This is a genomic window from Streptomyces sp. NBC_00353, assembly GCF_036108815.1.
Lineage (GTDB): Bacteria > Actinomycetota > Actinomycetes > Streptomycetales > Streptomycetaceae > Streptomyces.
In genome coordinates this window covers 5989696-6004486 of sequence record NZ_CP107985.1, presented here as the reverse complement: position 1 = coordinate 6004486, position 14791 = coordinate 5989696, and the positions used below count along the sequence as shown (strand labels likewise).

13 protein-coding genes are annotated in these 14791 nt (G+C 70.6%); 6 read left to right on the top strand and 7 right to left on the bottom strand.

What is annotated here, in order from left to right; translation table 11 throughout:
- Positions 1-133 precede the first annotated feature (133 nt).
- Positions 134-3412, top strand: a complete 3279-nt coding sequence (locus OHA88_RS27205; protein ID WP_328627422.1) for a S41 family peptidase — start codon at positions 134-136, stop codon at positions 3410-3412.
- Positions 3413-4128: 716 nt separating this feature from the next.
- On the opposite strand, the gene OHA88_RS27200 is transcribed toward OHA88_RS27205, so the two are convergent.
- From OHA88_RS27200 to OHA88_RS27185, 4 genes are all read right to left on the bottom strand, one after another.
- Entirely contained in the window at positions 4129-4323 is a 195-nt protein-coding gene (locus tag OHA88_RS27200; RefSeq protein ID WP_326604159.1) for a hypothetical protein, read from the bottom strand.
- Positions 4324-4409: 86 nt separating this feature from the next.
- Complete coding sequence (locus OHA88_RS27195; RefSeq protein WP_328627421.1) at positions 4410-5330, bottom strand: SDR family oxidoreductase; 921 nt, start codon at positions 5328-5330, stop codon at positions 4410-4412.
- Entirely contained in the window at positions 5327-6271 is a 945-nt protein-coding gene (locus OHA88_RS27190) for an alpha/beta fold hydrolase (protein ID WP_328627420.1), read from the bottom strand. The genes OHA88_RS27195 and OHA88_RS27190 overlap by 4 nt, the downstream gene beginning before the upstream one ends.
- Complete coding sequence (locus tag OHA88_RS27185) at positions 6268-7818, bottom strand: flavin-containing monooxygenase (protein ID WP_328627419.1); 1551 nt, start codon at positions 7816-7818, stop codon at positions 6268-6270. Before OHA88_RS27185 ends, OHA88_RS27190 begins: the two co-directional genes overlap by 4 nt.
- 168 nt (positions 7819-7986) lie before the next feature.
- Between OHA88_RS27185 and OHA88_RS27180 the strand changes: the two genes are divergently transcribed.
- A complete protein-coding gene (locus tag OHA88_RS27180; RefSeq protein ID WP_328629807.1) occupies positions 7987-8649 on the top strand; it encodes a MerR family transcriptional regulator in 663 nt (220 codons plus the stop codon).
- A gap of 78 nt (positions 8650-8727) precedes the next feature.
- Positions 8728-9009, top strand: coding sequence for a DUF2087 domain-containing protein (locus OHA88_RS27175; RefSeq protein WP_267004714.1), 282 nt, complete (start codon positions 8728-8730; stop codon positions 9007-9009).
- Here OHA88_RS27175 and OHA88_RS27170 read toward each other — a convergent pair.
- A complete protein-coding gene (locus OHA88_RS27170; protein WP_326604164.1) occupies positions 8999-9814 on the bottom strand; it encodes an exodeoxyribonuclease III in 816 nt (271 codons plus the stop codon). The genes OHA88_RS27175 and OHA88_RS27170 overlap by 11 nt on opposite strands.
- 50 nt (positions 9815-9864) lie before the next feature.
- Here OHA88_RS27170 and OHA88_RS27165 point away from each other — a divergent pair, with 50 nt between their 5' ends.
- On the top strand, positions 9865-10350 hold the full coding sequence (locus tag OHA88_RS27165) for a GNAT family N-acetyltransferase (protein ID WP_328627418.1): 486 nt from the start codon (positions 9865-9867) through the stop codon (positions 10348-10350).
- Between the two features lie 19 nt (positions 10351-10369).
- Here the strand turns inward: OHA88_RS27165 and OHA88_RS27160 are convergent, their stop codons facing one another.
- Together OHA88_RS27160 and OHA88_RS27155 are read right to left on the bottom strand one after the other, a co-directional pair.
- A complete protein-coding gene (locus OHA88_RS27160; protein ID WP_328627417.1) occupies positions 10370-11170 on the bottom strand; it encodes an alpha/beta fold hydrolase in 801 nt (266 codons plus the stop codon).
- Between the two features lie 204 nt (positions 11171-11374).
- A complete protein-coding gene (locus tag OHA88_RS27155; RefSeq protein ID WP_328629806.1) occupies positions 11375-12160 on the bottom strand; it encodes an SAM-dependent methyltransferase in 786 nt (261 codons plus the stop codon).
- A gap of 331 nt (positions 12161-12491) precedes the next feature.
- Between OHA88_RS27155 and OHA88_RS27150 the strand changes: the two genes are divergently transcribed.
- Together OHA88_RS27150 and OHA88_RS27145 are read left to right on the top strand one after the other, a co-directional pair.
- Positions 12492-13433: an ABC transporter ATP-binding protein gene (locus OHA88_RS27150; protein WP_328627416.1), complete on the top strand. Its 942-nt coding sequence runs from the start codon at positions 12492-12494 to the stop codon at positions 13431-13433.
- Positions 13430-14788 (top strand): ABC transporter permease, encoded by a 1359-nt coding sequence (locus tag OHA88_RS27145; protein ID WP_328627415.1) that lies wholly within the window; start codon positions 13430-13432, stop codon positions 14786-14788. The genes OHA88_RS27150 and OHA88_RS27145 overlap by 4 nt, the downstream gene beginning before the upstream one ends.
- Positions 14789-14791 lie beyond the last annotated feature (3 nt).

Sequence of the window (14791 nt, the reverse complement as noted above, 5' to 3'; positions counted from 1 at the left end):
GAACGAAACTGTTTCGTACACATCGACGGTACCTCGTCGACTCAGCGAAACTAAATCGTTTCGCTTGTGTGCTGCACCACAACTTGCCGCGCCACGAGTTGCCGGGGCCCTCTCGCGCGGAAAGCATTGGGGGGTGAGTGACGACGTCGCGTATCTCCGTTTCCCGCACCTCCACGAGGACCTGCTCTGCTTCGCGGCCGAGGACGACCTCTGGGTCGCTCCCCTCGTCCCGGAGGGCAACCGGCCCGGACGGGCGTGGCGGGTGACCGTCGACCGGACCCGGGTCAGCCACCCGCGCTTCTCCCCCGACGGGACCCGTATCGCCTACACGACCTGGCGCAGCCTCGACCCCGAGATCCATCTCGCCCCGGTCGAGGGCGGGCCGGCCCGCCGGCTCACCTACTGGGGGGCCACCGACGCCCGGGTCCGCGGCTGGACGCCCGAGCCGGGCGAGCAGTCCCACATCCTCGCCGTGTCCTCGCACGCCCAGCCGTTCTCGTACTTCTCCTGGGCCTACAGCGTCCCCACGGACGGCTCCCCCGGCGGGAAGCTCCCCTGGGGCCCGGTCGCCGACATCGCGGTCGCGGACATCGACGGCGAGCGGCGCACGCTGCTGCTCACCGGCACGCCGCCGCACGAACCGGCCGCCTGGAAGCGGTACCGGGGCGGGGCGATGGGGCGGCTGTGGCTGCACGGCGTGCGACTGCTGCCCGATCTCGGCGGCCATCTGGACGCACCGATGTTCGTCGGCGGGCGAATCGCGTTCCTCTCCGACCACGAGGGCGTCGGCAACCTCTACTCCTGTCTGCACGACGGCAGCGATCTCCGCCGCCACACCGACCACGACGCGTTCTACGCCCGGCACGCGTCCAGCGACGGGCGCCGGGTCGTCTACCAGTGCGCGGGCGAAGTGTGGCTGGTCGACGACCTGTCGCCGGACGCGGTGCCGCGGAAGCTGGAGGTCCGGCTCGGCGGGCCGCGGGCCGGACGGCGTACGTACCAGGTGCCGGCCGCCAGCCATGTCGACTCGCTGTCCGTGGACGAGACGGGCCGGGCGAGCGCCGTCGCGGTACGCGGCAGTCTGTACTGGCTCACCCACCGCGACGGGCCGGCCCGCACGATCACCGACACACCGGGGGTCCGGGTCCGGCTGCCCGAGATGCTCGGCAGCATGGGCCAGGTCGCGTACGTCACGGACGCGGACGGTGTGGACGCGATCGAGATCGCCTACCTGCCGCGCGCCACTGGTCCCCGGGAGCCGCGCCGGCTGGCCTCCGGGCAGATCGGCCGGGTCCAGGAGTTGACCTCCGACCCGGACGGGGAACGGCTCGCGATCGCGACGAACGACGGCCGCCTGCTGCTCCTGGAGACCGTCGAGGAGTCCACCGGCGAACCGACCGAACTGATCCGCTCCATCAACGGCCCCGTCCGTGATCTGGCGTTCTCGCCGGACGGCGCCTGGCTGACCTGGTCCCACCCCGGGATCGGCCGCTCGCTGCGGCAGATCAAACTGGCCCGGATCATGGGGCCCGGTGCGCCGGTGATCGTCGATGTCACCAACGGCCGCTTCGAGGACGAGAACCCGGTGTTCACGGAAGACGGCCGGTACCTCGCGTTCCTCTCCTGGCGCGGCTTCGACCCGGTGTACGACGTCCACACCGGCGACCTCTCCTTCCCGCTCGGCTGCCGCCCGTACCTGGTGCCGCTCTCCTCGGCCACCCCGTCCCCGTTCGCTCTCTCACCGGAAGGGCGCCCGGCGGCGGGCGGCCTCGACCCGGTCGACGCTCCGGAAGCGACTCCGGTCGAAGGGGCCACGGTCACGGTCGAGTTCGAGGGGCTGGAGAACCGGGTGACACCGTTCCCGGTCACCGCGTCGAAGTACTCGGCGCTCCATCCGGTCAGCGGCGGCGGGCTCGTCTGGCTGCGCTGGCCGATCTCCGGCGCGCTCGGCGAGACGTTCGTCAACCCGGCCGACACCTCGGGTCGTCCCACCCTCGAACACTTCAACATCACCAAGGCCAGGAAGACCGAACTCGTCGGCCATCTCGACTGGTTCGCCGTCAGCGGCGACGCGACACGGCTCGTCGTCATGGACGACGGCGAACTGCGGGCCGTACCGGCCACCGAGGCCGGCGACAGCGACTCGACGGTCTACCTCGACCTGCGACGGATCCTGCACGACGTCGACCCGCCGGCGGAATGGCGGCAGGCGTACGGGGAGGCGGGCCGCATCATCCGCGCCTACTTCTGGGAGCCGGACATGTGCGGCATCGACTGGGAGGGCGTGCTCGACCAGTACCGGCCGCTGGTCGAACGGGTGGCGACGCCCGACGAGTTCGCCGACCTGCTGCGCGAGGTGCTCGGCGAACTGGGCACCTCGCACGCGTACGTGGCACCCGCCCGCCGCAACGAGGGCCCGCCGCACTACCAGCGGCCGATCGGACTGCTCGGCGCGAACCTGGTGTGCCGGGACGGAGCCTGGGTGGTCCGGCGGATCCTGCCCGGCGACTCCTCGGACTCCAAGGCCCGTTCACCGCTCGCCGGCACCGGCATCCGCGAGGGCGCGATCCTCACCCATGTCGACGGCCGCCCGGTGGACCCCGTCGCAGGCCCCTACCCCCTCCTCTCCGCGGCGGGCGGCACCACGGTCGAACTCACCTTCCAGCCCGGCGAGGGCGAGGGCCCGGCGCGACGCGTCGCGATCGTTCCCCTGATCGACGAGCGGCCGCTGCGCTACCAGGACTGGGTGGCCAAACGCCGCGAAGTCGTACGCGAACTGAGCGGCGGCAAGTGCGGCTACCTGCACATCCCCGACATGGGCGGCTCGGGCTGGGCCCAGTTCAACCGGGACCTGCGTCTGGAGGTCTCCCGCCCCGCCCTGATCGTCGACGTACGCGGCAACGCGGGCGGTCACATCAGCGAGCTGGTGGTCGAGAAACTGACCCGCACGATCCTCGGCTGGGACCTGACCCGCAACGCCCAGCCGGTCTCGTACGCCTCCAACGCCCCCCGGGGCCCGGTGGTGGCCCTCGCCGACGAGGCGACATCCTCCGACGGCGACATGATCACCGCCGCGTTCCGGCTGCTGGAGCTGGGCCCGGTCGTGGGTCAGCGGACGTGGGGCGGCGTGGTCGGCATGACCGGCCGGCACCGGCTGATCGACGGCACGGTGATCACGGTGCCGATGAATGCGGCCTGGTTCGACGAGTACGGCTGGTCGGTGGAGAACCGGGGCGTGGAACCGGACCTGGAGGCCCTGCGCACCCCGCTGGACTGGGCGGAGGGCCGCCACGCGGTGCTGGACGACGCGGTGCACGTGGCGCTGGACCTCCTGAAGACCCAGCCGGCCGCCACCCCGCCCACGTACGAAACCGTGCCGGACCGGGTACGCCCGCCCCTGCCACCGAGGTGACGCGGCGCGGGAACCCGACTCCACGATTTGCCCTCAACCGCCGGACGGGCTGATTGCCCGCGCCGGCTTCGAGGGCGGTCGGCGGGCGATGTGAGCCCACGACGACGGCAGTTCGCAAACTCCGTCCGATGACGGCAAGCTCGTGACCGTCGTCCAGCGACGGCAATGCAATGTGTGAACCCACCTGGCGACCGCAGTTTGCGAGACCGCCCGCCGACGACAGCTCGTGACCCCCGTCCCCCGACGGCGATTTGTGAGCCCACCCGGCGACCGCAGCTTGCGAAACCACCCGCCGACGAAGGCTCGTGACCCCCGTCCCTCGACGGCAATGTGTGAACCCACCGACGACCGCAGCTTGCGAAACCGCCCGTCGACGACAGCTCGTGACGCCTGTCCGCCGATGGCGATTTGTGAACCCACCGACGACCGCAGCTTGCGAAACCGCCCGCCGACGAAGGCTCGTGACCCCCGTCCCTCGACGGCAATGTGTGATCCCGCCCGCCGACGCCGGCTTGTGAAACCGTCCGGCGTCGGCAATGTGAGCCCGTCCGGCGATTGAGGACGAGGGGGGCCAGGGGCTCGCCCCCGGATTCGGGAAGGGGCGGGGTGGGGAAGGAAACCCCGCACACGCGAAAGGCGCGCCCGGTCTCCCGGGCGCGCCCCTCATCCGCGCGAAGCCTCAAACCACGCCTCCGCGCAGGTCACCAACGATCAAGTCAAGACTCGTCGTCGACCCGGTCGTGCGTGCCCCGCGCCGCGTTCCGCGACGTGTTCTGGGCCCTGTCACGCCCGCGCTCCGACGCCTCGGACGACGACCGCTGCCGCGCGTCGCCCTTCTTGTCGCCGACATTCTTCTTCGCCTGGTCGGCGAGCTCCTGCGCCTTGTCCTTGAACTGGTCTGCGATACCCATGCTGTTCACTCCTAGTGGGGTGCTTGGGGGTGGCCCCGTAGGGGCCTCGACCAGACTTACACGGCAGGACATCCCACGCATTTCGATCAGTCACGCTGAGTGCCCGCATCCCGCGCACCCCCCGCTCCTCCCACGCCCCGCGCACTCTCGTCCGCCGCACCCCCGGCCCCCACGAGCCCCTTGCTCACGCCCTCCAGCCGCGGTCCGAACCGCTTCATCTCCCGCTGCCCGACCACCCCGATGACCGCCGGCAGGTAGCCCCGTACCGACTGCATGCCCCGCAGCCACCACTGCGCGTACACATGCGCGGAACGCCGTTCGATGCCGGCCACGATCCGGTCGATCGCCGGGCCCAGCGGATACGTACGGTTCGCCGGCCACGGCAGCCGCTGCCGCAACTCCCGCATGACGTCGTCCTCGTCGGCGCCCCGCACCATGTCGGTGTCCGTCCAGGACAGATAGCCGACGCCGACCTTCACTCCCCGGTGGCCGACCTCCGCCCGCAGGCTGTGGGCGAACGCCTCCACGCCCGACTTCGACGCGCAGTACGCGGTCATCATCGGCGCCGGAGTGATCGCGGCGAGCGACGCTATCTGCAGGAAGTACCCGCGGCTCTCCATCAGTACGGGCAGGAACGCCCGCCCCGTCACCGCGCCACCGATCAGATTGACCTCGATGACCCGCCGCCACGAATCCGGGTCGGAGTCGACGAACGGCCCGCCCGAGGCGACCCCCGCATTGGCGACGACGACATCGACCTTGCCGAACCGCTCCTTCACCTCCTGCGCGACCTGCGCCATCGCCACATGGTCGGTGACGTCCGCGTACCAGTGGTCGCTCTCCGAGTGCAGCCGCTCGGAGACCTTCTTCAGCTCGTCCGGCTCCAGGCCGACCAGCGCCAGCTTCGCACCGCGCGCCGAGAGCTTGCGGGCCAGCAGTTCGCCCACGCCGCGCGCCGCGCCGGTGACGACCACGACCTGCCCTTCGAGACTGCGCCTGCCGCTCATACGACCTCCTCCTCAACACTGCCACCGACCGTGCCGGTGACAGGGGTGACATACCCGGCGACCAGTTCCCGGATTTTCGCGGTGACCACCTCCGGCGCCTCCACCGGTGTCATGTGGCCCATGCCCGCCAGCTCGGTCAGCCCCAGACAGTCGGGCAGCGCGGCCACGAGGGCACGGGCGTGGACGGGCGGTGTCAGCCGGTCCTCCGTGCCGGCGATCACCGCCGTGGGCACCCGCAACTCCCGTACCCCCGCGTCGAGATCGAGTTCCGCGAGCACATGCCCCCAGGCGACCCGCGACGCCCGCGGACAGGCGTGCACGATCCTGGCACAGGACTCGACCCGCTCCGGCGCCGAACCGGCGCCCATCGTCGCGTACTTGAGAATCCGCTTCGAGACGGGTGTGACCGGCCCGAGCGGGGCCCGCGCCCCGAGGATCGCGCGGGTCATCCGGGTCCGGACGGCGCCGGCCCGCATCGGCACGACGAGCGACTCGGCGATCAGCCGCGAACTGCCGGTGCTGCACAGCAGTACGGCTGCCGCGTGCTCACGCAGCCCGGCCCGCCGCGAGGCGGCCATCAGCGTCATGCCGCCCATGGAGTGCCCGGCGAGCACCGCCTGCTCGCCGGGGGCGAGAGCGGCGGCCAGCACCGCTTCGAGGTCGTCGGCGAGCGCGTCGGTGCTGTATCCCTCGGGACCGACCGCGGGCGTACGTCCGTGTCCGCGCTGGTCGTAGGCGACGACCCGGTGGTCCACCGCCAGGTCCCGGATCTGCGCGGCCCAGAAGTGGGTGTTGCAGGTCCAGCCGTGCGCCAGCACCACCGCGGGGGCGCCGTCCGGCCCGTACACCTCGACGTGGATGCGGGAGCCGTCGGCGGAGACGGCGGTCAGTTCGCGCGCGGGCACCGGCGGGACGTCCTCGCGTCGCAGCAGCCGGCTCATCGCGCGACCTCCTCGGCAACGGCCTTCCCGGCGGCGGACTTCCGGGCGACGACGGCCTCGGCGGCATCAGCCTTCCGGGGCCGGATGACCTCGTACTCCCCGAGGTCCACCGTCCGTGTCGCCCGGCGGAACTCACCTGTCGTCCCCGGCCAGACCGTGGTGTTGCGCCCGTTGGCGTCCAGGTACCAGCTGGTGCAGCCGCCGGTGTTCCAGACGGTCCGCTTCATCCGCTCCTGGACCCGCCGGTTCCATGCCCCGACCGCCGACCTCCGCGCACCGAGCGCGGCCCGTCCGCCGAGGATGTCCAGCTGGCGCAGATAGTCCGCCATGTAGTTCAGCTGGGACTCGATCATCAGGATCATGGAGGAGTTCCCCAGCCCGGTGTTGGGGCCGATGATCGTCATCCAGTTGGGGAAGCCCGCAGCGGTGGCGCCCCGCAGCGACTGCATGCCGTCCTTCCAGGACTCGGCGAGCGTGATGCCCTCCGCGCCGACGACCCGGTCGGCGATCGGCATGTCCGTCACATGGAAGCCGGTGCCGAAGATGATCACGTCGACCTCGGTCTCCGTACCGTCGGCGGCGACGACGGTGGAGCCGCGCACCTCCGTCAGCCCGGAGGCGACCACATCCACATTGGGCTGGGCGAGAGCCGGGTAGTAGGCGCTGGAGAGCAGGATCCGCTTGCAGCCGATGCGGTACGAGGGGGTCAGCTTGGCCCGCAGCGCCGGATCCTTGATGGCCCGGGCGATGTTGGACCTGGCTATCCTCTCGACGAGACCGAGCTCGTTCGGGTGCTTGGTGAAGGCGCTGACCTGCAACTCCCTTATGCCCCACAGCAGTCCGCGGCGCGCGGCGCCGGTGAACGGCAGCGTGCGGTGCAGCCACCGCTCGGCACCGCTGATGCTGCGGTCCATGCGTGGCATGACCCACGGCGGGGTGCGCTGGAACAGGGTCAGTTTCCCGGCCTTCGGCTGGATCGACGGCACGATCTGGATGGCGGAGGCGCCGGTGCCGATCATGGCGACGCGCTTGCCGGTCAGGTCGTAGTCGTGGTCCCAGCGGGCCGAGTGGAAGACCTTGCCGGGGAAGTCGGCGAGACCGGGGATGTCCGGCATCTTCGGGTCGGAGAGCGGGCCGGTCGCGGAGACGACGACATCGGCGACGATCGTGGTCCCGTTCGCGGACTCGATCGTCCAGTTCAGCTCGTCGTCGTCCCACCGCATCATCGTCACTTCGTGACCCAGCCTGATGTGCGGACGCAGCCCGAAGGTGTCGGCGACGCGCTCCAGGTAGGCGCGGATGTGCTCCTGCCCGGAAAAGGTGCGCGGCCACTCCGGGTTGGGGGCGAACGAGAACGAGTAGAGGTGGGACGGTACGTCGCAGGCACAGCCCGGATAGCTGTTGTCGCGCCAGGTGCCGCCGACGGAGTCGGCGCGTTCCAGGACGACGAAGTCGGTGATGCCTTCGCGGCGCAGCCGGACCGCGGCCCCCAGGCCCCCGAATCCGGATCCGATCACCGCCACTCGTACATGCTCGTGCTGGGCCATGCTGCCGCCTCCCGCGGTACGTCACACGACTCTGCCAGCAATCACTGGCATTGTGGGGAGAGTAGAGCAGCTCCGTACCGATGGGTAGGGGTCGGGCAAGGGAAAGTTACCGACGGTACAACATAGGGTGCCGTTGTGGCTGAAGGACGCGAGCACCGCGAATACCGCATGGAGGAGCTGGCCAGGGAGGCCGGCATCCCCGTACGGACCGTGCGCTTCTACCGGGAGCGCGGACTGATCGCGCCACCGCGCCGGGAGGGACGCATCGCCTGGTACGACGACCATCACCTTGCGCGACTGCGGACGATCGCCGGCCTGCTGGAGCGCGGCCACACCCTCACCGGAATCGCCGATCTGGCCCGGACGTTCGAGAGCGGCCGCGATGTCGCCGAGGTGCTGGGGCTGGGCGAACCGACCGAGGAGACCCCGGTCCGCCTCACGCCCGAACAGCTCGCGGACTACTTCGAGGGCGAGGTCACCCCGGAGAACCTCGCCGCCGCCCTGGACCTCGGATATCTCGCCACCGACGGCGACGAGATCGTGCACATCAGCCGCCGCCTCCTGGAGGTGTCGGCGGAGTTGGTACGGGAAGGGGTGCCGCTCTCCACGGTGCTCTCGGCGGGCCGCCGGGTCCGCGAACACGCGGACGCGCTCGCCGAACTCTTCGTCGGGGTGATGCGGGCCCACTCCACCGAGGCCGAACCGGCCCAACTCCGCCCGCTCGCCCGCGCGGTGGTGGACGCGGAACTCTCGATGGCCTTCGACCGCAGGCTGCGCCGCGACGACGGCACCCGGCCGAAGCCCTCGGAGCCGAAGATGCCGGAGACGTAGCCCTCGCAGCCGTCACCCTCGGAGCCGTCACCCGAAATTGCATTGCCCGCACCCGCCCCGTGCGTCAGGCTTCCGCCCATGCCTGACAACGATCCGAGCAGTTCACACGGGGTCGCCGCCCTGTTCTCCCGCGGTCGGCTGACCGCGATCCCCCGCAAGCCGGCCCGCCGCGAACAGCTGCTCGTGCACCTCACCCGGACGCTGTTCGAGCCGGACCGCACGTACAGCGAGCGCGAGGTCAACGAGGCACTGCTGACGGTGCACGACGACTACTCGGCGCTGCGCCGCTATCTGGTGGTGGCGGGCCTGCTGACCCGCCCCAAGGACGGCAGCAGCTACCGCCGCACCCTCACAGGTTGAAGACGGCCGTCACCGGCGCGTGGTCGCTCCACCGCTCGCCATGCGTGGCGGCCCGCTCGACCCACGCCTTCACCGCACGCCCGGCGAGACCGGGCGTGGCCACCTGGTAGTCGATGCGCCAGCCCGTGTCGTTGTCGAAGGCCCGCCCCCGGTAGGACCACCAGGAGTACGGCCCTTCCTCGTCCGGGTGGAGCGCCCGCACCACATCGACGTATGCGGCCTCGTCGAAGACCCGGGTCAGCCACTCCCGCTCCTCCGGCAGGAAGCCGGAGTTCTTCTTGTTGCCCTTCCAGTTCTTCAGGTCGACCTCCTGGTGGGCGATGTTCCAGTCACCGCACACCAGCACCTCGCGGCCGTCGGCCGCGGCCCGCACCCTGAGCCCCTTGAGGTACGACAGGAACGCGCCCATGAAGCGCTCCTTCTCGTCCTGCCGCTCCGTGCCGACCTCACCGGAGGGCAGATACAGGCTCGCCACCGTCACACCGGGCAGGTCGACCTCGACGTACCGGCCGCTGTCGTCGAACTCCTCGCTCCCGGCGTCCCCGAACCCGCCGAACCCGATCTGCACCCGCTCCGGCGCCCGGCGTGTGTAGAGCGAGACCCCGGCCCGCCCCTTGGCGGCGGCGGGTGCGTGCACGGTGTGCCAGCCGTCGGGCTCACGCACCTCCGCGGCAAGCTGCTGCGGCTCGGCCCGCACCTCCTGCAGGCAGATCACATCGGCGTCGGTCTGCGCCAGCCACTCGATGAAGCCCTTCTTCGCGGCGGCGCGGAGTCCGTTCACATTTACGCTGGTCACGGTGAGCATCCCGGCACAATACCGATTACCAGGTGCCGCATACATGTACCATGTTCCGCATGTATATCCAGTCCCGGTCCTTCGACCACCCCGACGCCGTCAAACTCAACGACGAGGTGCAGCTCGAGTACGCCGAGCGCTACGGGGACGAGGGCGATGTCACACCGCTCGACCCGTCGATGTTCCGGCCGCCGAACGGTCTGTATCTGCTCGCCTACGACGAGTCGGGCACACCGGTCGCCACCGGCGGCTGGCGCACGCAGGACCGGAACGACGAGGGCTACTCCGACGGCGACGCCGAGCTCAAGCGGATGTTCGTGACCCGGGATGGCCGCGGACAGGGTCTGGCCCGCCGTATCCTCGCCGCCCTCGAAGCGGACGCACGGGCGGCGGGCCGCACCCGGATGGTGCTGGAGACCGGCAACCAGCAACCGGAGGCCATCGCGCTGTACACCTCCAGCGGTTACACCCCCTGCGAGAAGTTCGGCTACTACCGCACCTACGAGAGCAGCCTCTGCTTCGCCAAACCGCTCCAGGAGTCGTGATCCAGGCTTCTGCCCTGGTCTAGAGCCTTCCGAGGAACCCGAGCAGCGCGGCGTTGAACCGCTCCGGCCGCTCCAGGTTCGGCAGGTGCCCGGCGCGGTCGACGACGACGAGCGCGGATTGCGGAATCAGCCGGTGCATGGCCTCGGCGTCCGCGACCGGCGTGTACGTGTCGTCCGCACCCACCACGATCAGCACCGGCACCTCGGCCCCGGCGAGCGACTCCCGGTAGTCGGGCCGCTCGGCCCGGCCCCGCAGAGCCGCCGCAGCCCCTTCGGGAGCGGTCGTGCGCATCATGGCGAGGACGTGCGCGGCGACGTCCGGCAGCCCGGTGACGTTGTACGGGGCGATCATCTTGTCGATCACCTCGTCCGCGTACCCGTCCAGACCCTCGGCGAGCAGCCGGTCGGCCATCCGGTTGCGGAAGGCCTTGCCGTCCTCGGTCTCGGCGACCGGGGAGGTGTCGGCGAGGACCAGCGCGGAGACCCGGGCGCGGTGCAGGCGATGGAACTCCATGGCGATCTGTCCGCCCATGGACAGGCCGGCGACCGCGGCCCGTTCGACACCGAGATGGTCGAGGAGCGCGGCGATGTCGTCGGCGAAGTCCGCGAGCAGGGCCCGGCCCGGCACCACGGTGCTCTCCCCGTATCCGCGCAGATCCGGCACGATCACCCGGTGACCGGCCCGCTCCACCGCTTCGGCCTGCGGGTTCCACATCGTCCGGTTGAACGGATGACCGTGGACGAGAACGACGGCCGGACCGTCGGAGGGTCCCCGGTCGTCGTACGCGATGGTGGTGCCGCTCTTCGTGCTGAACTCCATGCCGATCCCCCTGGGTTCGCCGTTCCTTACGCCCCTGCGATCATCCCGGACGGTACCCGGCTCCGGCCATCGCGTGGCCGGCGTCCGCCTCAACGGCATCCGGGCGGCCACCCCGTTCGACCACCATGGCGAACTGCTGTGCAGCCACGCGGAGAAAGAGGTCCGGGCGCGTCCGCCGAAGGGCATCGACACCACCTGCTCCGCTCACTTCACGCGCGCAACACCCACGTAGAATCCGCTCCGTTCGTTCTCCGGAGCCGGCTCCTCCTGGTACCACTCCGCAGCCGGCACCAGCCCCGGCGCGATGAGGTCCAGACCGTCGAAGAACGGCTCGACCTCACTGCGCGTGCGCATCCGCAGCGCGATGGCGCCCTTCTTGTACGCGGCCTCGGTCTCGGCGCGTAGCTCCGGATGCTGGTCGGCCGTACCGTGCGACAGGACCAGATAGCTGCCCGACGGCAGGGCGTCCACCAGGGTGCGGGTGATGCCGTACGGGTCCTGGTCGTCGGGCAGGAAATGCATGAGCGCGATCAGGGACAGGGCGATGGGCCTGTCGAAGTCCAGCAGTTCACGGGCTCGTTCGAGGATCAGCTCCGGCTTCCGCACATCCGCGTGGATGTAGTCGGTGGCCCCTTCGGGGCTGCTGACGAGCAGCGCCTCCGCATGACGCAGAACGATGGGGTCGTTGTCCGCGTAGACGATCCGGGCCGTGGGCATGATCGCCTGGACGATCTGGTGCAGGTTCGGCGAGGTGGGAATACCGGTCCCGACGTCGAGGAACTGATCGACGCCCCGGTGCGCCAGCCAGGCGGAGGCCCGGTGCATGAATGCCCGGTTCCGCGCCGCATTGGCCCGCGCCTCCGGGGGCAGTTTCTCCCCCACCGTCTGATCGACCGGGTAATTGTCCTTGCCGCCGAGCAACCAGTCGTAGACGCGCGCCGGGTGGGGTTTGCTGGTGTCGATCTGGGGGTTGAGCGGGCCGGCCGTCACAGGACGCTCCTCCGTACGGGAATCGCGGGCGGGAAACTGCGGCTCGTCCTGCCGCGAGGTCACCACGAGGGGAGCACCTGGTGGGCGGGGCGATCGAAAACAGCCTAGGCGAAGCGGAGTTCGACCGTTGTACGGACCACTGTTCTCCGCGCGATCAGCCGGGGCCGGAGGCCTGGACGGCGGTGGCTGTGACGAGCCGTGAGTTACGGACCACCGGCAATCGGCGCCGCGGACCCCGACCACCTCCCGTTCCGTCAACGTTCAACCAGCTGTCCCTGCCTGCGTTGTGTGCCGCCCCTAAGTTTCTTGAGGCTTTCGAAAGAAGGAACTCATGGACACACTCCTCGCGGCCCGGGCTCGTGGGATCACCAAGTGTTTCGGCGACGTCGTCGCACTCGACGGCATCGATCTGGATGTGGCGCAGGGGCAGATCCACGGCCTGGTCGGACCGAACGGCGCCGGCAAGACGACATTGCTCGGCCTTCTGCTGGGCCTGGCCGTCGCCGACAGCGGCCGCCTCGAGATCCTGGGTACGCCGGTCGGGCGGGCGCTCGCCGCTCCCGACGGTGTCGCCGGCTTCGTGGACGGGCCCGGTCTCTATCCCTCACTCACCGCTCGGCAGAACCTTGCCGCGCTGGCCGCTCTGCGCGGCCACGACGCGCGGACAACGGGGATCGACGACGTGCTCGACCAGGTCGGGCTCACCGATGTCGCCGACGACCGTACCCGCGGCTTCTCCCTCGGCATGCGTCAGCGACTCGGCCTCGCCGCCGCCCTGCTCACCAAGCCCCGGCTGCTCGTGCTCGACGAACCTTCCAACGGCCTCGACCCGGCAGGAAAGAAACAGGTCCACGGGGTCCTCAGCCGGCTCGCGACGGACGGGACCGGCGTCGTGCTCTCGAGCCACCGCATGGACGACCTCGAGGCGCTCTGCTCCGAGGTCACCATCCTCGCCACCGGACGGGTCGTCTTCTCCGGCCCGTTGAGCAAGCTGGCCGCGGAGAACCGTGAACTCGACTACCGGCTGCTGACCTCCGATCCGCAGGCCGCCCGACGGCTGGCTGCCGACACGGCCGGGATCCGGGTCGTCGACGACACCGGGGCACGGAACGACGCCGAGGTACTCGTCGTGCGCGCCCTGATGCCGGCCCTCGACGAACTCGTGGTGCAGCTCGTCCGCGCGGGCCTCGCGTTGCGCGAGCTCGCACCCGTGGTGTCGCCGCTCGAAGCAGCGTTCCTCGCCCTCACCGAGCAGCAGGAGGCCGGCCGATGACCGCGACCCTCGCCCACGACAACGTTGCCAGTGCCCGCCGCGTCTCGATTCCGCGCGGCTACCGCTTCGAGCTGGTCAAGCTGGTCTCGCAATGGCGGATCCGCTTGCTGGTCCTCGCCTGCTGGATCGTGCCGGCGCTCTTCGTCGCCGCCGTCAGCCAGCAGGGCACGCTCCCCGTCGACACCCTCTTCGGTCGCTGGATGCACGCCACGGGGTGGGCCGGACCGCTGGTGATACTCGGTTTCGCGGGCACCTGGGCGCTCCCGCTGCTGACCTCGGTGGTCGCCGGCGACGTGTTCGCCTCCGAGGACCGGCTCGGCACCTGGCGCCACCTGCTCGTGGCGGTCCGGTCGCCTCGACGGATCTTCGCAGCGAAGGCACTGGCCAGCCTCACCGTCATCCTGCTGCTCGTGGCCGGGCTGGCCTGTTCCAGCGCGGCCGGCGGGGTCGTGGCGGTCGGCAACCAGCCGCTGGTCGGCCTCGACGGCCACCTGCTGACCCCGGCGGACGCCGCCGGCAATGTCCTGCTCGCCTGGGTCTGCGTACTCGCCCCGACCCTTGCCCTCGCCGCGATCGGACTACTCGGGTCCGTCACGCTGGGGCGGTCACCGATGGGACTGCTGCTGCCCGCGCTCGTCGCGCTCGCGATGCAGCTCGCCCAGATGCTGCCGCTGCCCGTTGCCGTACGCCTCGCCCTGCCCAGCTACGCCTTCATCGCCTGGAACGGTCTGTTCACCGGCCCGGCACAGCTCGGCCCGCTCCTGACCGGCATCGTGGTCAGCCTGGTGTGGGCCGTGACCGCGACCGCGCTGGCCTACCGGCTCTTCCTGCGGCGCGATTTCACCAACCCGAGCTACGACGGCTCCGGGCGCCGCGCGATCACCACCGGACTCCTGCCGCTGGTCGGACTGGTCGCCGCCACGGTCGCGGTCGTCGCCGGGGCGACCCCGTCCCTGGGTTCCGGAATCGAGCAGGACAAGGTGCAGCGGTCGGTCGCCACGGCATTCGCCCACCTCTACCGCATGCAGACCGAGCAGCTCAACCGCCCCGACGTCACCGAAGCCCAGCTGAGGACCACGGCGGCGTGCACCAAGGGCGGCGGCCAGGTCGCCGGCCAGGGGCCGGGCAACGACTGGCGCTGCGTCGTCTCCTGGCATCTCCCCGGCGTCGAGGCCGCGGGGACAGCCATCTACCAGCTCGACGTCACCGCAGACGGGCGGTTCATGGCCGATGGCGACGGACCGAAGGAAGTGAACGGCTACTTCCTGGTCCGGACCCCGATCGGAGACGCACCGAACCCGCTCTGGCAGTTCGACGGCAACGTCGAGCTGCTCTCCACCACCCCGAAGGGATAACTC